Source organism: Comamonas testosteroni ATCC 11996 (genome assembly GCF_000241525.1).
GTDB classification, from domain to species: Bacteria; Pseudomonadota; Gammaproteobacteria; order Burkholderiales; family Burkholderiaceae_C; genus Comamonas; species Comamonas testosteroni.
Genome location: NZ_AHIL01000054.1, coordinates 14,605 through 30,793, shown reverse-complemented (window position 1 = coordinate 30,793; position 16,189 = coordinate 14,605). Strand labels below are relative to the sequence as shown.

At 63.1% G+C, this 16,189-nt stretch carries 17 protein-coding genes and 1 pseudogene; 12 read left to right on the top strand and 6 right to left on the bottom strand.

Annotated features, from left to right (window positions below; all coding sequences use genetic code 11):
• Nucleotides 1–12 precede the first annotated feature (12 nt).
• Nucleotides 13–1,755 carry an urease subunit alpha gene (gene ureC, locus CTATCC11996_RS22680; protein WP_003080975.1) on the top strand — a complete coding sequence of 581 codons (1,743 nt, stop codon included), beginning with the start codon at nt 13–15 and terminating at the stop codon, nt 1,753–1,755.
• Here ureC and CTATCC11996_RS22675 read toward each other — a convergent pair.
• Nucleotides 1,740–2,246, bottom strand: a complete 507-nt coding sequence (locus CTATCC11996_RS22675; protein WP_003080972.1) for a gamma-glutamylcyclotransferase family protein — start codon at nt 2,244–2,246, stop codon at nt 1,740–1,742. The genes ureC and CTATCC11996_RS22675 overlap by 16 nt on opposite strands.
• A gap of 122 nt (nt 2,247–2,368) precedes the next feature.
• On the opposite strand from CTATCC11996_RS22675, the pseudogene ureE reads away from it, so the two are divergent.
• The 5 genes and pseudogenes from ureE to CTATCC11996_RS22650 all read left to right on the top strand — a co-directional run.
• A pseudogene (gene ureE, locus CTATCC11996_RS22670) lies at nt 2,369–2,881 on the top strand (urease accessory protein UreE); the annotation flags it as partial.
• Nucleotides 2,868–3,584, top strand: a complete 717-nt coding sequence (locus CTATCC11996_RS22665) for an urease accessory protein UreF (RefSeq protein ID WP_034350131.1) — start codon at nt 2,868–2,870, stop codon at nt 3,582–3,584. The pseudogene ureE and the gene CTATCC11996_RS22665, both read left to right, overlap by 14 nt.
• Nucleotides 3,585–3,597: 13 nt before the next feature.
• Nucleotides 3,598–3,930: an antibiotic biosynthesis monooxygenase family protein gene (locus CTATCC11996_RS22660; protein ID WP_003080965.1), complete on the top strand. Its 333-nt coding sequence runs from the start codon at nt 3,598–3,600 to the stop codon at nt 3,928–3,930.
• 32 nt (nt 3,931–3,962) lie between these two features.
• On the top strand, nt 3,963–4,622 hold the full coding sequence (ureG, locus tag CTATCC11996_RS22655) for an urease accessory protein UreG (protein ID WP_003068221.1): 660 nt from the start codon (nt 3,963–3,965) through the stop codon (nt 4,620–4,622).
• A 625-nt stretch (nt 4,623–5,247) separates the two neighbouring features.
• Entirely contained in the window at nt 5,248–5,763 is a 516-nt protein-coding gene (locus CTATCC11996_RS22650; protein WP_003080964.1) for a GNAT family N-acetyltransferase, read from the top strand.
• 100 nt (nt 5,764–5,863) lie between these two features.
• On the opposite strand, the gene CTATCC11996_RS22645 is transcribed toward CTATCC11996_RS22650, so the two are convergent.
• Nucleotides 5,864–7,000, bottom strand: coding sequence for a 3-deoxy-7-phosphoheptulonate synthase (locus tag CTATCC11996_RS22645; protein WP_003080962.1), 1,137 nt, complete (start codon nt 6,998–7,000; stop codon nt 5,864–5,866).
• A 149-nt stretch (nt 7,001–7,149) separates the two neighbouring features.
• Here CTATCC11996_RS22645 and CTATCC11996_RS22640 point away from each other — a divergent pair, with 149 nt between their 5' ends.
• On the top strand, nt 7,150–7,812 hold the full coding sequence (locus CTATCC11996_RS22640; protein ID WP_003080960.1) for a hypothetical protein: 663 nt from the start codon (nt 7,150–7,152) through the stop codon (nt 7,810–7,812).
• 22 nt (nt 7,813–7,834) lie between these two features.
• On the opposite strand, the gene CTATCC11996_RS22635 is transcribed toward CTATCC11996_RS22640, so the two are convergent.
• Entirely contained in the window at nt 7,835–8,155 is a 321-nt protein-coding gene (locus CTATCC11996_RS22635) for a DMT family transporter (protein ID WP_003080957.1), read from the bottom strand.
• Nucleotides 8,156–8,394: 239 nt separating this feature from the next.
• Here CTATCC11996_RS22635 and CTATCC11996_RS22630 point away from each other — a divergent pair, with 239 nt between their 5' ends.
• Both CTATCC11996_RS22630 and CTATCC11996_RS22625 read left to right on the top strand, forming a co-directional pair.
• Nucleotides 8,395–9,198 carry an SDR family NAD(P)-dependent oxidoreductase gene (locus CTATCC11996_RS22630; protein WP_003080955.1) on the top strand — a complete coding sequence of 268 codons (804 nt, stop codon included), beginning with the start codon at nt 8,395–8,397 and terminating at the stop codon, nt 9,196–9,198.
• Nucleotides 9,199–9,250: 52 nt separating this feature from the next.
• A complete protein-coding gene (locus CTATCC11996_RS22625; RefSeq protein ID WP_034350127.1) occupies nt 9,251–9,661 on the top strand; it encodes a VOC family protein in 411 nt (136 codons plus the stop codon).
• A gap of 111 nt (nt 9,662–9,772) precedes the next feature.
• Here the strand turns inward: CTATCC11996_RS22625 and CTATCC11996_RS22620 are convergent, their stop codons facing one another.
• Nucleotides 9,773–10,264 (bottom strand): PIN domain-containing protein, encoded by a 492-nt coding sequence (locus CTATCC11996_RS22620; RefSeq protein WP_003080952.1) that lies wholly within the window; start codon nt 10,262–10,264, stop codon nt 9,773–9,775.
• Entirely contained in the window at nt 10,261–11,535 is a 1,275-nt protein-coding gene (locus CTATCC11996_RS22615; protein WP_003080949.1) for a THUMP domain-containing class I SAM-dependent RNA methyltransferase, read from the bottom strand. The genes CTATCC11996_RS22620 and CTATCC11996_RS22615 overlap by 4 nt, the downstream gene beginning before the upstream one ends.
• Nucleotides 11,536–11,714: 179 nt before the next feature.
• Here CTATCC11996_RS22615 and CTATCC11996_RS22610 point away from each other — a divergent pair, with 179 nt between their 5' ends.
• From CTATCC11996_RS22610 to CTATCC11996_RS22600, 3 genes are all read left to right on the top strand, one after another.
• Complete coding sequence (locus CTATCC11996_RS22610) at nt 11,715–12,053, top strand: tRNA-binding protein (protein ID WP_003080948.1); 339 nt, start codon at nt 11,715–11,717, stop codon at nt 12,051–12,053.
• Between the two features lie 57 nt (nt 12,054–12,110).
• On the top strand, nt 12,111–13,343 hold the full coding sequence (locus CTATCC11996_RS22605) for a DUF711 family protein (RefSeq protein ID WP_003080947.1): 1,233 nt from the start codon (nt 12,111–12,113) through the stop codon (nt 13,341–13,343).
• 133 nt (nt 13,344–13,476) lie between these two features.
• The gene (locus tag CTATCC11996_RS22600; protein WP_003080945.1) at nt 13,477–14,400 is read left to right on the top strand and encodes an aspartyl/asparaginyl beta-hydroxylase domain-containing protein; all 924 of its coding nucleotides are present in this window, start codon (nt 13,477–13,479) and stop codon (nt 14,398–14,400) included.
• Nucleotides 14,401–14,577: 177 nt separating this feature from the next.
• Here the strand turns inward: CTATCC11996_RS22600 and CTATCC11996_RS22595 are convergent, their stop codons facing one another.
• The gene (locus tag CTATCC11996_RS22595) at nt 14,578–16,179 is read right to left on the bottom strand and encodes an RNA polymerase factor sigma-54 (RefSeq protein WP_003080943.1); all 1,602 of its coding nucleotides are present in this window, start codon (nt 16,177–16,179) and stop codon (nt 14,578–14,580) included.
• Between the last annotated feature and the right edge of the window lie 10 nt (nt 16,180–16,189).

The following is a 16,189-nucleotide window of genomic DNA, read 5'->3' as shown; positions in this document are numbered from 1 at the left end:
GGAGATTCCTCAATGGCCACCATGGACCGACGAGCCTACGCAGAAACCTTTGGCCCCACCGTGGGTGACCGCCTGCGCCTGGCCGATACCGAACTCATCGTCGAGGTCGAAAAAGACTACACCCTGGCCGCTGGCGGCTATGGTGAGGAAGTGAAGTTCGGCGGCGGCAAGACCATCCGCGACGGCATGGCGCAAAGCCAGCGCACACGCAACGGGACGGGAACAGGGCCCGACGGAGGTGGCGCGGTCGATACCGTGCTGACCAACGCACTGATCATGGACCACTGGGGCATCGTCAAGGCCGACATCGGCCTCAAGGACGGCCGTATTGCGGCCATAGGCAAGGCCGGCAACCCCGACACCCAGCCCGGCGTGGACATCATCATTGGCCCGGGCACGGAAATCATCTCCTGCGAAGGCAATATCGTCACCGCAGGCGGTATCGACACCCATATCCATTTCATTGCCCCGCAGCAGATCGAAGAAGCACTGACCAGCGGCGTGACCACCATGATCGGCGGCGGCACCGGCCCGGCCACCGGCACCTTCGCTACCACCTGCACGCCAGGCCCCTGGCATATGGAACGCATGCTGCAGGCCGCCGACGCTTTCCCCATGAATCTGGGTTTTCTGGGCAAGGGCAATGCCAGCCTGCCAGGCGGCCTGCACGAGCAGATCAGTGCCGGCGCCATCGGCCTGAAGCTGCACGAGGACTGGGGCAGCACGCCGGCCGCCATCAGCAACTGTCTCGACGTGGCCGAAGACACCGACACTCAGGTCGCCATCCACACCGACACGCTCAACGAGTCCGGCTTTGTGGAGGACACCGTGGCGGCTTTCAAGGGCCGCACCATTCACACCTTCCACACCGAAGGCGCGGGGGGAGGCCATGCGCCCGACATTCTGAAAGTGGTGGGCGAGGCCAATGTGCTGCCCAGCTCCACCAACCCCACGCGCCCCTACACCATCAACACGCTGGACGAGCATGTGGACATGCTCATGGTCTGCCACCACCTGGACGCCGGCATTGCCGAAGATCTGGCCTTTGCCGAAAGCCGCATCCGCAAGGAAACGATTGCGGCCGAGGACATCCTGCACGATATCGGCGCGATCAGCATGTTCAGCTCCGACAGCCAGGCCATGGGTCGCGTGGGCGAAGTCATTCTGCGTACCTGGCAGACGGCGCACAAGATGAAGCTGCAGCGCGGCGCCCTGAGTGGAGACGGCGCGCGCAACGACAACTTCCGCGTCAAGCGCTATATCGCCAAATACACCATCAACCCCGCGATTGCCCATGGCATCAGCCACGAGGTGGGCAGCATCGAGGTGGGCAAGTGGGCCGATATCGTGATCTGGAAGCCCGCCTTCTTTGGCGTCAAGCCGTTTTGCATCCTCAAGGGCGGCAGCATCGCCATGGCGGCCATGGGCGATCCGAACGCCTCCATTCCCACGCCTCAGCCCGTGCATTACCGCCCCATGTTTGCAAGCTTTGGCGGTGCAGTTGCCAGAACTTCACTGACCTTTGTCTCCCAGGCAGGACTTGCCGCCGGCATCGGCCAGCGCTTCGGGCTGCACAAGACCCTGTCGGCGGTCAGGGGCATACGCAATGTGAAGAAGCAGCACATGATCCACAACGATCTGGCGCCGCATATGGAGGTGGACGCCCAGACCTATGCCGTGCGCGCCAATGGCGATCTGCTGACCTGCGAGCCCGCGGTCAGCCTGCCCATGGCACAGCGCTACTTCCTGTTCTGAGCAGTGTTGAGCTGAAACTCCGTATCCGGATGCTGCATGCCCTTGCCCTCAAACCAGGCCAGCCAGTCACTGACGGCGAGCTGCGGCGCAGCGCTCACGGTGGCGGGCATGGCCTCGTACACCAGCACGGTGATGGACTGCTGACCGCCCTGGGTCAGCATCACGGGCAGGGTCAGAATGCGCTTGGCGTATTCACCCAGGTCTTCGGGCCACAGGCCTTCGATGCGATCCATGGCCCGCTCCAGCGCTGCGTCCATGGGGTAGACCTCGGCCAGCACGGTTTGCGTGCCTTGCAGCCTCAGGCCCGGGTACCAGCCCAGGTCATGCAAAGTTCCGGTCAGCTGGGTCCTGCCGACACAGGCGATGCCCGGCTGGAGCCTGGCAATATCGTTGATGCCACCGGCACGCAAAGTGCCATACACCGCCACATAGGCTGCGCCACAGCCCTGCCAGTCAGCAGGCGCATCATGCAAAGAGGTCGGGGCTGCCATTTCTGCCGAAGCTTCCAAAAGAGTTGTCATCTTGCTCGAACCATCAAAATCACTGATATGCGCAGCACATGCAACATGCGCGCCAATCTGGTCCGGGCCTTTTATTTCATTGTGAATTCACCATGCTGACTGCCAACAAACTGCTGCTCCAGGGCCAGGGCCTTTCCACCGTCATCCTCAAACGCGCCGCCTCCGTGGAGCTGGACTGGGATGTGCGTCAGAAGAGCCGCTTTGCCGCTACCGACAGCCTGGGTCGCGAGCTGGCCGTCTTCTTGCCACGCGGCCAGGCCGTGCGCGGCGGCGATGTTCTGGTGGCCGAAGATGGCAGCCTGATCCGCGTGCTGGCCGCACCGCAAAAAGTGCTGCACATCACGGCCTGTGCTGAGCATGGCACGCCGTTTGACCTGATGCGCGCGGCCTACCATCTGGGCAACCGCCATGTGCCGATCGAGCTGCAGCCCGACCATTTGAAGATCGAACCCGACCATGTGCTGGCCGATATGCTGCGCAGCATGCATATGACGGTGGTCGAGGCCGATCTGCCTTTCGAGCCCGAAGGAGGCGCCTATGGCGGCCATGTGACCAATGACGGCCACCATCATCACGGCCATGGACACTCGCATGACCACGCCCACTGAGCCACTGCTGGCTCTTGGCGCGCAGAGCTTTCTGCAGCTGATGTGGCTGGCCTCGCCGGCGCTGCCCATCGGCGGCTTTTCCTATTCGGAAGGGCTTGAAGCGGCCATCAATGCGGCGCTGGTCACAACGGAATCAGAGGCCGCTGGCTGGCTGGTGCAGCAGCTGCATCTGACCCAGTCGCGCGGGGACATGGCCGTGATTGCGCAGGCTATGCCGGCCTGGAAAGGCGCGGATCTGGCGCGCATTGCCAGCCTCAACCAGTGGGTAAGAGTCACGCGCGAAACCAGCGAGCTGCGCCTGCAGACCGAGCAGATGGGCCGCTCGCTGACCGAGTGGCTGAAAAACCGCTACGCCGACGAAGCAGTCCCGCTGGCCTCCGTCCACTGGCTGGGCGCGCAGGATGCCAGCTACCCCATCGCCTTCTCGCTGGCGGCCCAATGCACCGGCGCCACACCGCGTGATGCACTGCTGGCCTATGCCTTTGGCTGGGCAGAGAACATGGTTCAGGCCGCCATCAAGACCGTGCCCCTGGGCCAGAGCGCCGGCCAGCGCATCTTGGCGCGGCTGACTTCCGAAATTCCCGCTGCCGTCGAATACGCGCTGGCGTTGCCGGACAACGCAAGACAGGCTTTTTCGCCCATGCTGGCCATTCTCTCGGCCCAGCATGAACACCAGTATTCTCGACTTTTCCGTAGCTGAACCTCCATCCGCCATGTCTGTACTGTTTGCCGCCACGCCCCAGCCACCCTACTACGCCGCCATCTTCACCTCCCTGCGCACCCAGACGGACCAGGGCTATGGCGAGATGGCCGAGCGCATGGTGGAGCTGGCCGGCCAGCAGGCAGGCTATCTGGGCGCTGAAAGCACCCGCGATGCCGAAGGCTTCGGCATCACCGTGTCTTACTGGGAAAGCGAGGAAGCCATCCGTCAATGGAAGCACAACGCCGAGCACCAGATCGCCCAGGAAAAAGGCCACACCACCTGGTACCAGCATTTCGAGCTGCGCATTGCCAAGGTGGAGCGTGCCTACGGCAAGGCCCGCTGATCGCAACCCTCTCACCCCCGAAAGAACTCACCATGTCGACCGCACTGCACCATATCCCCAACCGCACCAAGAAGCTGCCGCCGCTGCGCGTGGGCATAGGCGGGCCCGTGGGCTCGGGCAAGACCACGATTCTGGAGATGCTCTGCAAGGCCATGCGCGGCAAATGGGACCTGGTCGCTATCACCAACGACATCTACACCAAGGAAGACCAGCGCCTGCTGACCATCAGCGGCGCCCTGCCCGCCGAGCGCATCATGGGTGTGGAAACAGGCGGCTGCCCGCACACGGCGATTCGCGAGGACGCTTCCATCAACCTGGAAGCCATTGACCGCATGCTCAAGGACTTCCCCGATGCCGACATCGTCTTCATCGAATCGGGCGGCGACAACCTGGCTGCCACCTTCAGCCCCGAGCTGTCGGATCTGACCATCTACGTGATCGACGTGGCAGCAGGCGAGAAGATTCCGCGCAAGGGCGGTCCCGGCATCACCAAGAGCGATCTCTTCGTCATCAACAAGACCGACCTGGCTCCCCATGTGGGCGCCAATCTGGACATCATGCGCAGCGACACCATCAAGCAGCGCACCACGCCCAAGGGGCTCAAGCCCTTTGTGATGACCAACCTCAAGACACTGGAAGGTCTGGATGAGGTGGTGGCCTTCATAGAGAAACAGGGCCTGCTGGCGGCCTGATCACCTCTTTCGGGACGAAAAAAAGCCGCCTAGAGCGGCGGCTGTTTCTCAAACCAGTGCGTGATTACTGGTTGGCCAGATCCAGATGGAACTCGCGAGCTTCTTGGATGAATTCGATCAGGGAGTTGATAGCTTGGCGCATGATGAGCTTTCTATGAAATCAAGAGATGCACTTCAAGCGATGGACAGCACGCATCTCATGTACTGTCGTTCGCGGGTTTAACCTTAAGGGTTAACCCTTGCTGATAAGTATAAACCACTAGCTTCGTTTTTGCAAAGCCCGTCCTGCGCAAAGGGCGTCAGGCTCGTCAGTGCACTGCCTTGAAGTGCTTGCTCACGCAGTTGCAAGGCCTGTGCAGATCAATATTTGCGAGATTCCTGCATCAAAATTGCCGCAGAACGCTGTACTTTTCACCAGTACGTCACCGAATTTGTCCGCCGACTGCTACGCTATGGCCTGTTGACAATATTTGTGGCGGGTTCACAACTCCCGCAGGTGGAAAGTGGAAATGGCGCGAGATTGTGGTTTGCAGCAGATGGACGGGCTTTCGTCCCATCGAGTGAATGCCGACATCCAGCCCGGCCGATATGCAGCGCCCGCCTTCCGCCGCAAGGGAGTGCGCGCATGAGCTCCACACTGGCCGGCCCCGGCACGACCGACTCCTGGCATATCACCACCATGAACCCCGCAGAAGCCCCCTGGCATCTGCTGCTGCTGGCCGACCCCTCACGCGAGCGCATCAAGCGCTATCTGCCCGGATCCACCTGCTTCGGAGCGCGCCAGACGACCCAGTTCACGCCCAGCGGCCTCGGCGCCCTCATCGGCGTATGCGTGCTCGTCCCCGAGGGCGACGGCCTTCACCGATGGGAGCTGATGAACATGGCCGTGTCCACGGCATGGCAGAGCAAGGGCATAGGTTCTGCCCTGCTGCAGCGCGCCATCCGTGAGATGCGCGAACGCGGCGTGCAGCAGCTGGATGTAGGGACTGGTAGCTTTGGCGACCAGTTGCTGTTCTATCAACGCCTGGGGTTTCGCGTCACCGATATCGAGCGCGACTTCTTTTTGCAGAACTACACCACCCCGCTGTGGGAGCGCGGCGTACAGCACAAGGACATGCTCAAGCTGACGCTGGAGCTTTGAAGACACGGGCGGCCCCGCCCCATGTCCAAAAGGACTACCCTTTGAAAAGCACAAGAGGCGCCTGGGCGCCTCTTGTTCATCTAGCTTCGTTTTCCCGGCATCAGGCCGCCTTGAGGCGACGTGCGCGCACAGCGGCAGCCAGTTGCTCCAGCACCGGAGTCGTCTGCTCCATGCTGATGCAGGCATCGGTGAGCGAGACACCGTATTGCAGCTCCTGCCCGTCGACAATGTCCTGACGGCCTTCATGAATATGGCTTTCGATCATCACGCCGGTGATGCGTGTGTCGCCCCCGGCAATCTGCTGGGCCACATCCGCTGATACATCGATCTGGCGGCGATGTTGCTTGCTGCTGTTGGCATGCGAGAAGTCGATCATCACCTGCGGATGCAGGCCCGCTTTTTCCAGCACTTCGCACGCTGCCTGAACATGGGCCGCGTCGTAGTTGGGAGCCTTGCCGCCGCGCAAGATGATGTGGCAGTCCTGATTGCCGCGTGTCTCGAAGATCGCACTCTGGCCCATCTTGGTCATGCCCATGAAAGCATGAGAGGACTGTGCGGCCAAAATGGCATCGCTGGCCACCTTCACGCCGCCATCAGTGCCGTTCTTGAAGCCCACGGGGCAGCTCAGACCGCTGGCCAGCTGGCGATGGCTCTGGCTCTCCGTGGTGCGCGCGCCAATCGCGCCCCAGCTGACCAGGTCGCTGATGAACTGCGGCGACAGCAGGTCCAGGAATTCGGTGCCGGCCGGCAGGCCCAGCGCCAGCACATCGAGCAGCAGGCGGCGCGCCAGCTCCAGCCCTTCGTTGACGGCAAAGCTGCCGTCGCGGTACGGGTCATTGATATAGCCCTTCCAGCCCACGGTGGTGCGCGGCTTCTCGAAGTAGACCCGCATCACGATCAGCAGATCGTCCTTGAGCGCATCGGCCTGGACCTTGAGCTGGCGCGCGTAATCCATGGCCTGATCGTGATCGTGAATGGAGCAAGGCCCGACCACAACCACCAGCCGGTCATCCTGGCCATGCAGCACGCGCGAGATGGCGGCACGGCTGGACTCGACCAGTTGCTGCGCCTCTTCGGTCACGGGCAGCCACTCTTCCAGCAGTGCAGGGGTCAGCAGCGGGCGCACGATCTTGATGCGTGTGTCGTCAATGCGGGTCTTGTCCAGCGTGGTCAGTTTGGGCTGGGCCTTGCGGGCCGAAGCTGCGCTGGGATGCAGGGGCGTCGTGGAGGATGTCATCCCGATATTGTCGCGCCATGCGCTTTAACCCGCGCGCTCGCCCCCATCGGTGGCTGCGGTAAGCGGCCTGCAGCCGCCAGTCAGGCAAGGCTGGACAGCGCCCCGCCCCGGTAGACTGGCGGCCCCTAGAAGACCGGACGCCACCGCCCATGGAACTGCTGTTCACCATCACCCCCGCCCACACCGACTGCCGGCTGCAGGCCGCAATGCAGCGCGAGATGCAGCAGCTCGCGCGACAACAGGCCGCCCTGCAGGCCCGGATGGCGGGCTGGCAGGAGCGCTGGCTTGCCCCGCTGCTGCTCTGCCTGGGCCTGGGCGGCGGCCTGCTGGCCATCGCTCAGCCGGGCCAGCCGCTGAGCCCCGAAAAAATCATCGCCATGCTGGTCTCGACCGTGCTCTGCATCCTGCTGTGGAAGCGCTACTCAGCGCGCCTGCTCGCCGCGTTGCGTCAGCATCAAGCTATGCGCCAGGCGCCGCTGCAGGGCCTGCACCAAAAGCTGGTGCGCGCAGGCCTGCGGGCCCGCCTGCGGCGCCTGGAGGGCAGCTACCGCCTGCAGCTGGACGATCAGGGCTTCACGCTGATCCACGACCGGGGTGCGCGAGAGCGGCTCGAATGGGCGCAGATCGCGCGCCTGCAGGCCACGCCCGATTTCTACAAGGTGGCCTGCGCCCGGCTCGCGGCCGAGGGCAAGGCCTACCATATCCCCCGCCACAGCGATGCCATGGACCCGGCCGCCTACCGGCAGGGATTGGCACTGTGGCTGAGCAAATGCCCGATGACACCGGAGACGCCAGCCGCCATGGAGCGCTGATTCAGCGCGTACGGGCGGTGCTTTATTCCCCGGCCGAAAGCTTCATCAGCACCAGGCCGCTGACGATCAGGACCGCCGCTCCCACGCGCATGGCGCTGAGCTGCTCGCCCAGCACCGTGACGCCCACCAGGAATGCACCCACGGCACCGATACCGGTCCAGATCGTATACGCCGTGCCCAGGGGCAGCGAGCGCATGGCCACCGACAGCAGACCGAAGCTGGCGATCATGGCCACGATGGTGATGGCGCTGTATTTGAGGTTGGTGAAACCATGGGACTGCTTCATGGTGAAGGCCCAGACCACTTCCAGAACGCCGGCCACCAGCAGATAAACCCAAGCCATAGAAAACCTCTTTGAAGATCGAATGGCCAGGCCGTCCCGGCAGGAATTCAGGCCATGCATCGCATCGCCCGGCAAGGTCGTCCCTGCGGCATGAATCCTAATCCGCATGGGCAAATCCGGGCCAGCCATGGGTGGTTCGGCCGCCACATTCATGGGCCGATTTCTCGTCCGATTCGACGATGTCGCAACGCTGGTAACGCCGCACAGTGACTCGTCCATGGAACGAGGAGAACTGAACAATGAACCGACTGCAAGACCGCGTGGCCCTGATCACGGGCGCAGGTGCCGGCATTGGCAAAGGCGTGGCACGCCGCTTTGCGGCTGAAGGCGCCAGCCTGTGGCTGGCCGATATCAATGCCGAAACCTGTGCCGGGGTCGCCGCAGAAATCCGCGCCGAATTTGGCGTTCAGGTGGGACATGCCGTGGCCGATGTGAGCGAGCACGCCGCCGTGCAGAGCATGGTCGATGCCGCCCTGGCGCAGTTCGGCCACATCGACATCCTCGTCAACAATGCCTGGGGCCGGCGCCCCGGCAGCCAGCCCGGCTTTGCCAGGGTCGAAACGCTCAGCGATCTCGATTCCGACTGGGCCTGGCGCATAGGTGCGCAATCGGCGCTCTGGGCCATGCAGGCAGTCTTCCCCGGCATGCAGGAGCGGCGCTGGGGCCGGGTCATCAATATGTGCTCGCTCAACGGCGTCAATGCCCACCCTTATTCGGTGGACTACAACATGGCCAAGGAAGCGCTGCGCACGCTCACCCGCTCTGCCGCTCGCGAATGGGCGGCCTTTGGCATCTGCTGCAACGCACTGTGCCCCGGCGCGGCCACCGAAGCCTATCAAAAATTTGCGGCAAGCCAGCCCGAGAACGCGGCCGACATGCTGCGTCTGAACCCCATGGGGCATATGGGCGACCCCGAGCAGGACATTGGCGGCGCGGCCCTATTCCTGGCCAGCGAAGACTGCCGCTATGTCACGGGCAACACGCTATTTGTCGATGGCGGCAGTCACATCAACGGCGTGCCCTGGCTACCCAAAACGAAGTGATGCATTGCAATGGCACACTCCACGCCTTGTGCTGCTCGCGCCCACCGCCACCATGCTTGCCGGATTGAATCACCTCACACTTGCCGTAACAGACCTGCAGCGCAGCGTGGACTTCTACGTGCGCGTGCTGGGGTTTCGTCCACGCGCGCAGTGGGATATGGGCGCCTATCTGGAACTCGGCGATCTGCGGCTGTGCCTGTCGTCAGACGAACAGCGAAGCCAGGCCCACAGCTCTGACTACACCCACTACGCATTCACGATTACCCAACGGGACTTCGCGCACTTTGTGGAGCATGCCAGGTCATGCGGAGTCCAGGAATGGAAGAGCAACCGCAGCGAAGGCGCTTCCTTCTACTTTCTGGACCCGGATGGCCGCCAGCTCGAAGCCCATGTCGGTTCGCTGCAAAGCCGCCTGGCGCAATGCCGCTTGCGGCCTTATGCAGGCATGCAGTTTTTCGACTGAATCGGCGGCCAGGCAACGAAGGCAAGAAAAGGCGCAAGAGCCTGTCTGATATAGCAGCGCTCCAAGGAGCGCGGCCAGTCGATACAGAAGAGCACGCCCGGCTGCGCCACACTAGGCGGCCAGCGGCTCCTCTTCCATCACCACCACATTGCCAACCGTCGCGCCATAGTGCGTTGCCACGCGCTTGCGCTGCTTGAGCACGGCCCTGTCCTTGCTGACCAGCAAGGCCTTGTGCTGGCTGGCCAGATCGAGGAAATGCTGGTCGTCGGGATCGGTGCAGGTAAAGCGGATCTTGGGGGCAGCGGACACATATTCGACGGCTGCATCAAAAGCGGCCATCACGCCTTCGGGCGTCTTGCCGTAGTAGCTGACGCGCGGCGCAATCTGGCTGTAGTGCAGCACGCGACCCAGCTCGATGCGCTGGGCTTCGTCGGCAATCCAGCGCACGTCGCCACGGGCGACCAGCTCGCGGATGGTCGGGATATCCGGGTCGTCAAAGATCAGCATGTCCAGCACCACATTGGTGTCCAGAATCATGGGGCGCGGCAACGGGCCGTCATAGCCGGCGTTGCAGGCCGGCCAGCGCAGGGGGGCGATCTTCATTGCTGTGCGTCACCTTCTGCGGTCTTGCGGGGCTTGGTCGAACCCTTGACCATGTCAAAGCAGAACAGACGGCACTCGATAGGGCCGTTCCACATGGGTGTGCGGCGCGACTCTTTGAGGCGCATCTTGCTGGGCAGCTTGAGGTCGGGCGTCAGCATCCAGGCGCTCCAGCCGCTGTAGTTCTTCTTCCAGTGGCTGGCCAGCTGACTGAAGAATTCGCCGCCGTCCTCGGTCTGCGCGGTTTCGCGGCCTGCGCGTTCGACCTGGCCCATGCGCTCGGCCGCATTGCGGCCTGCGCTGCCGGCGGCCGCGATACGCTCGCCATAGGGGGGGTTCAGGATCATCATGCCGGGCTGCTCGCTGGGCGGCATGCGCTGCAAGGCATCACCGCCGCGCAGGCTGACGGTATCGGACACACCCGCACGCTCGGCATTGCGCTGGGCAAAGTCCACCATGCGGAAGGCGATGTCCGAGCCGTAAATGCCCACGGGAGACTCGGGCAGGATGGCAGCCTCGGCCTCGTCCAGCATGGCTTCCCAGACATGGCGCTGAAAAGGCACGAGCTTCTCGAACGCAAAGCGACGCAGGATGCCGGCCGGAATCCTGCGCGCGATCTGCGCGGCCTCGATCACCAGGGTGCCGCTGCCGCAGCAGGGGTCGTACAGCGGCTGGGGGTTGTCGCCATGCGGGTTCCAGCCCGAGGCCGCAATCATGGCTGCGGCCAGGGTTTCCTTGAGCGGGGCATCGCCCTTGTCCTCGCGCCAGCCGCGCTTGAACAGCGCCTCGCCCGAAGTGTCGATATAGAGGGTGGCGCCGTCGGTCGTCAGGTGCAGGTGCACGCGCACATCGGGGTGATGGGTCTCCACGCTGGGACGCACGCCGTTGCGCTTGGCGCGAAAACGGTCGGCAATCGCGTCCTTGACCTTGAGTGCCGCAAAGTTCAGGCTGGTCAGCGGACTGTGCTGGGCCGTGACTTCGATCTTGAAGGTTTCCTTGGGGCTAAACCAGATCTCCCAGGCCACCTCGCTGGCGGCACGGTACAGATCGTTCTCGCTGCGGTACATGGTGTGCGAGAGCTCGATCAGCACGCGCTGAGCCAGACGGCTGTGCAGATTGAGCAGCATGGCATCGCGCCACATGCCGCGCAGCATGACGCCGCCCCGGCCCACGAGCAGATCCTGCCCGCTGGCGCCGGTGATGGCGTGGACCTCGTCGGCCAGAAAGCCCTCGACGCCGGCGGCGCAGGGCAGAAACAAATGCAGTTGGTTCATAGAAATCAGTGCGCGCCAGCAACGGCGCAGGCGCCGGACGCTCACGGGAGCCTGTTGTGCGCTTTACAGGGCATAAGCATACGCGCTAGGCCTTTTCCGGTGCCCGCGCACGACAAGCGTTGCTCTACAGATGCATGCAGGTCCCCAGGCATGATGCCAGACCAAGGAGCAATGACGACATGGAAGAAATCAGCTGGAACGACTTTATGAAGGTGGAGCTGCGCGTGGGCCGCATACTGCAGGCCGAGGTCTTTGCCGAGGCCCGCAAACCCGCCTACAAGCTGCTGCTGGACCTGGGTCCCGAGCTGGGCCAGCGCAAGTCCAGCGCGCAGATCACCGAGCACTACCAGCCCGAGGAGCTGATAGGACGGCTGGTGGTGGCCGTGGTCAACTTTCCGAAAAAGCAGATTGGGCCCTTGATGAGCGAATGTCTTGTGACCGGTTTTCACGATGCCACCGGAGCCGTGGCCCTGTGCGTGCCCGACAAGGAGGTGCCGCTGGGCACGCGCCTGCTGTGATCGGCGTATTCAGAGGCAAAATGGCCGCCAGCCATTCTCCCGCCTACGGATACTGCTATGAATATCAGCTTCAACCCGCTGGTGCGCGTGCGCACCGTCACCGCCTTTGTCAACCTGAGCGCCGATGAGGCACAGTGGCAGGCCGGCCTGACCCAGGCCAAGCAGCAATGCGATGCCGTGGCCGATGCCATCGAGGCCCAGGGCTATCAGGTGCAGTCCATCCGCATCGTGAGCAACCCGTTTGGCGAATATCTGGACGTCCGTGGCATAGACAGCGCCCTCGCCGGCCTGCAGTGCATTGCTGAAACGCTCAAGGCCATCAACACCGGCAAACGCCGCATCCGCTTTGCCGTGGGCGAAGCGCGCAATGCGCAGGAGGTGGCGCTGCTGCCGCAGCTGATTGCAGCCTATGGCGACCTGTGCAACGCCTGCGTGAACATCGATCTGGATGAACATGGCTTTGTGCAGACCGGCTTGCTGGCCCACAGCGTGCAGGCGATTCAGCAAATCGCGCGCATCACGCCTCGCGGCGAAGGCAATTTCAACTTCACGGTCAACTTCAACTGCGCACCCGGCATTCCCTATTTCCCGGCCAGCTACCACCGCGGACAGCACCACGGCGCCCTGGTGCTGGGCCTGGAAACGCCAGACCTCATGGTGGCTGAACTGCAGGCGCTGCAGCAGCAGCGCCTGCAACTCGATCACGCGGCGTGGTTCAAGCTCGCATTCGATCGCCTGAGCCAGACCCTGAACGAGCATGCCACTGCCATCCAGCGCTGTGCCGACGGCGTGAAACTGGCCGAGGACTGGCATATCGCGGGCATGGACACCTCGGCTGCGCCGTCCAAGTCCTGCGCCTCCATGGTCGATGTCTACCAGTTGCTGGGCGTGCCCCATTTCGGCGCCAGCGGCACGGTGGAAGCGTCGGCCCTGCTGACCCGCGTCTTCAAATCGGTAAGCGGCGTGACGCAGATCGGCTTCAGCGGCCTGATGCTGGCCGTGACCGAGGACCAAGGCCTGGCCCAGGCTAGTCTGAATGACGAATTCGATATCCGCGCCCTGCTGACCTACAGCAGCGTCTGCGGCATCGGCCTCGATACCGTGCCTGTGCCGGGCGACAGCAGCGCCGAGCAGATCGCCGCCGTCATGCGCGATACGGGCACCATGGCTTTTCGCCTCAACAAGCCGCTGACGGTGCGACTGTTCCCCGTGCCGGGGCTCCAAGCAGGCGACACAACGGCCTTCGAGAGCGCGGATCTGTGCAACTGCGCCGTGCTGGCTCTGCCTTGAACATCTAACAAGCGGGCTGCTGCGCTTGGCCGTCAAGCGCCGGCAGCTATAGCTTTTGATATTCCCCTACCCCGGTTCTGTTTGACCTGCCCCCATGGTGGCCGCCGGGGTGCCCCCGGTAAAATTGGCCCTTATGGCAAAAATTATCGTTCTGGCACTGGTGCTGCTTTTCTTTGGCTGCGGGCTGTACATGCATCTGCGCGGCAAGGTGCGCCACAAGGTGGTCAAGCAATTGTTTGACCACTCCACGTTCACAGCGCCGTTCAACGTCTTCATGCTGATGTTCAGCAAGGTGCCGCGCACGCCTTATCTGCCCACCAGCACCTTTCCCGAACTGGCGCCGCTGCAGGCCAATTGGCGCGAGATCCGCGAGGAAGCCGTCAATCTGCAAAAGAACATGCAGATCAAGGCTGCCGCCAACAACGATGACGCAGGCTTCAACTCCTTCTTCAAGACCGGCTGGAAGCGCTTCTACCTCAAGTGGTACGGCGATGCCCACCCTTCGGCCATGGAGCTGTGCCCCAGGACCACGGCCCTGGTGAAGTCGATTCCCAGCGTCAAGGCCGCCATGTTTGCCGAGCTGCCGCCCGGCGCCAAGCTCAATCTGCACCGCGACCCCTATGCGGGCTCGCTGCGCTATCACCTGGCCGTGCTGGCCCCCAACGACGACCGCTGCATGATCGAGGTCGACGGCAAGCCCTATAGCTGGCGCGAAGGCGAAGGCGTGATCTTCGACGAGACCTATATGCACTGGGCCGAGAACCGCTCGGAAGGCAACCGCATCGTGCTGTTCTGCGACGTGGAACGCCCCATGACCAATGGCTTTGCCCAGTGGCTCAATCACTGGCTGGGCAAGAACGTGGTGGCCGCCGCCAGCTCGCCCAACAACGAGGGCGATCCGCGCGGCATGATCAGCAAGCTGTTCAAGATCTCGTTCTATGCCGGCAAGTACCGCCGCGCCTTCCGCGACTGGAATCCGACCTTCTACAAGATCCTCAAGTTCGGACTGATGATTGGCGTGCTGGTCTGGTTTATCTGGTGGTTGGTTCCAAACTGATTGATCCCCCTGAGGCGCTTTGCGCCTTCCCCCTTTCTCTTCGGAAGGGGGACGACATCTTCGCTGCAGGGCGGCCTTTGCTTGCTGTCCCTCACTTGGGTCTTGCTTCATCAAGACATATGGCTCTAAACAAAAAGCCGCTGAATACATCAGCGGCTTTTTTGTGGCTGAGGCGCTTTACAGAGCCTTGCGCAGCGTGGTGGTGGGAATTTTCAGCTGCTCGCGGTATTTGGCGACGGTGCGGCGCGCGCACTCGATGCCCTGCTCCTTGAGCATGTCGGCCAGCTTGGCGTCCGACAGCGGCTTCTTGGCATCTTCGGCATCGACAAACTGCTTGATCAGCGCACGCACGGCCGTGCTGGAGGCACTGCCGCCGGTTTCCGTGCCCAGGCCCGAGCCGAAGAAATACTTGAGCTCGAACGTGCCCTGGGGCGTGGCCATGTACTTGGCGGTGGTCACGCGGCTGATGGTGGACTCGTGCAGGCCCAGGGTGTCGGCGATATCGCGCAGCACCAGCGGGCGCATGGCCAGCTCGCCATGCACAAAGAAGTTCTTCTGCCGCTCCACAATGGCTTCGGAAACACGCAAGATGGTGTCGAAGCGCTGCTGGATGTTCTTGATGAACCAGCGCGCCTCCTGCAGCTGCTGCTGCAGCGCCGCATGACCGTCGCTGTTCTTGTGGCGACGCAGCACGCTGGCATAGATGTCGTGCACGCGCAGACGTGGCATGACCTCGGGGTTGAGCTGCACGGAAAAGTCCATCCGGCCGGCGCCGGCCCGCACCGGGCGCACGATGACATCGGGCACCACGATATGGCGCTCCACGTCGACAAAGCGGCGCCCCGGACGCGGCTCCAGCCTGGCGATCAGGGCCATGGCTTCGCGCAGTTGCTCCTCGCGCGCGCCGCACAGACTGGTGAGCTTGCGCAGATCGCGCCGCGCCAGCAGGTCCATGGGCTGTGCACAGATGGATTGCGCCAGCAGCAGCCGGCTCATATGCGCCTCGGTCGTGCCCTCGTCCTCGGCGGTGCGGATCAGGTCGCGCAGCTGCAGCTGCAGGCACTCGGCCAGATCACGCGCGCCCACGCCCACGGGCTCCAGGCTTTGCAGCAGCTTCAGAGCAATGACAAAGTGCTGCTCCAGCTCCTCGCGCTCTTCCAGGTCGTCGCCGGCAAGGCTTTGCGCCAGCTCCTGCAGGGAATCCTCGAGATAGCCATCGTCGCTGAGCGACTCGATGAGAAAGCGCAGTGCCGCCATGTCCGCCGCACCCAGATGCAGGCTCAGCGCCTGACGATGGAGAAAGTCGGTCAGGCTCTGGTGCTCGCGCGCCAGATCGATGGCATCGGTTTCGTCATCGCCATCGCGGTTGCGCGTGGAGCTGCTGGCCGAGGGCGTCTCCCACTCGCTGCTGGATTCGCCGCCCCACTCCCCGTCCTGGCCGTCCATGCCGTCGGCCTCCCAGTTCAGCGTTTCAGGGGTTTCGGGGGTTGATGCTTCTGCTACCGTTTCAGTAGCTGATTGCGCTTGTAATGATTCATTTTCAGCACGAATGCCATCTGAGGTGCTGTATTCACCGGCGCTAGCAGCTACATCTACAGGAGCATCTCCCGCAGTTTCAGCCTCATCGCCCGCACGCTCCAGAAAAGGGTTGTCGACCAGCATCTGCTCGACTTCCTGCGCCAGCTCCAGAGTGGAGAGCTGCAGCAGCTGAATGGATTGCTGCAACTGCGGCGTAAGCGACAAATGCTGCGAAACGCGTAGCGAGAGACCTGGCTTCATCGAGGCGCGG

What these genes read in the sequence shown, in the direction of transcription:
- ureC (WP_003080975.1), top strand. Translation starts at nt 13, where the DNA reads ATGGCCACCATGGACCGACGAGCCTACGCAGAAACCTTTGGCCCCACC.
- CTATCC11996_RS22675 (WP_003080972.1), bottom strand. Translation starts at nt 2,246, where the DNA reads ATGGCAGCCCCGACCTCTTTGCATGATGCGCCTGCTGACTGGCAGGGC.
- CTATCC11996_RS22665 (WP_034350131.1), top strand. Translation starts at nt 2,868, where the DNA reads ATGACCACGCCCACTGAGCCACTGCTGGCTCTTGGCGCGCAGAGCTTT.
- CTATCC11996_RS22660 (WP_003080965.1), top strand. Translation starts at nt 3,598, where the DNA reads ATGTCTGTACTGTTTGCCGCCACGCCCCAGCCACCCTACTACGCCGCC.
- ureG (WP_003068221.1), top strand. Translation starts at nt 3,963, where the DNA reads ATGTCGACCGCACTGCACCATATCCCCAACCGCACCAAGAAGCTGCCG.
- CTATCC11996_RS22650 (WP_003080964.1), top strand. Translation starts at nt 5,248, where the DNA reads ATGAGCTCCACACTGGCCGGCCCCGGCACGACCGACTCCTGGCATATC.
- CTATCC11996_RS22645 (WP_003080962.1), bottom strand. Translation starts at nt 7,000, where the DNA reads ATGACATCCTCCACGACGCCCCTGCATCCCAGCGCAGCTTCGGCCCGC.
- CTATCC11996_RS22640 (WP_003080960.1), top strand. Translation starts at nt 7,150, where the DNA reads ATGGAACTGCTGTTCACCATCACCCCCGCCCACACCGACTGCCGGCTG.
- CTATCC11996_RS22635 (WP_003080957.1), bottom strand. Translation starts at nt 8,155, where the DNA reads ATGGCTTGGGTTTATCTGCTGGTGGCCGGCGTTCTGGAAGTGGTCTGG.
- CTATCC11996_RS22630 (WP_003080955.1), top strand. Translation starts at nt 8,395, where the DNA reads ATGAACCGACTGCAAGACCGCGTGGCCCTGATCACGGGCGCAGGTGCC.
- CTATCC11996_RS22625 (WP_034350127.1), top strand. Translation starts at nt 9,251, where the DNA reads ATGCTTGCCGGATTGAATCACCTCACACTTGCCGTAACAGACCTGCAG.
- CTATCC11996_RS22620 (WP_003080952.1), bottom strand. Translation starts at nt 10,264, where the DNA reads ATGAAGATCGCCCCCCTGCGCTGGCCGGCCTGCAACGCCGGCTATGAC.
- CTATCC11996_RS22615 (WP_003080949.1), bottom strand. Translation starts at nt 11,535, where the DNA reads ATGAACCAACTGCATTTGTTTCTGCCCTGCGCCGCCGGCGTCGAGGGC.
- CTATCC11996_RS22610 (WP_003080948.1), top strand. Translation starts at nt 11,715, where the DNA reads ATGGAAGAAATCAGCTGGAACGACTTTATGAAGGTGGAGCTGCGCGTG.
- CTATCC11996_RS22605 (WP_003080947.1), top strand. Translation starts at nt 12,111, where the DNA reads ATGAATATCAGCTTCAACCCGCTGGTGCGCGTGCGCACCGTCACCGCC.
- CTATCC11996_RS22600 (WP_003080945.1), top strand. Translation starts at nt 13,477, where the DNA reads ATGGCAAAAATTATCGTTCTGGCACTGGTGCTGCTTTTCTTTGGCTGC.
- CTATCC11996_RS22595 (WP_003080943.1), bottom strand. Translation starts at nt 16,179, where the DNA reads ATGAAGCCAGGTCTCTCGCTACGCGTTTCGCAGCATTTGTCGCTTACG.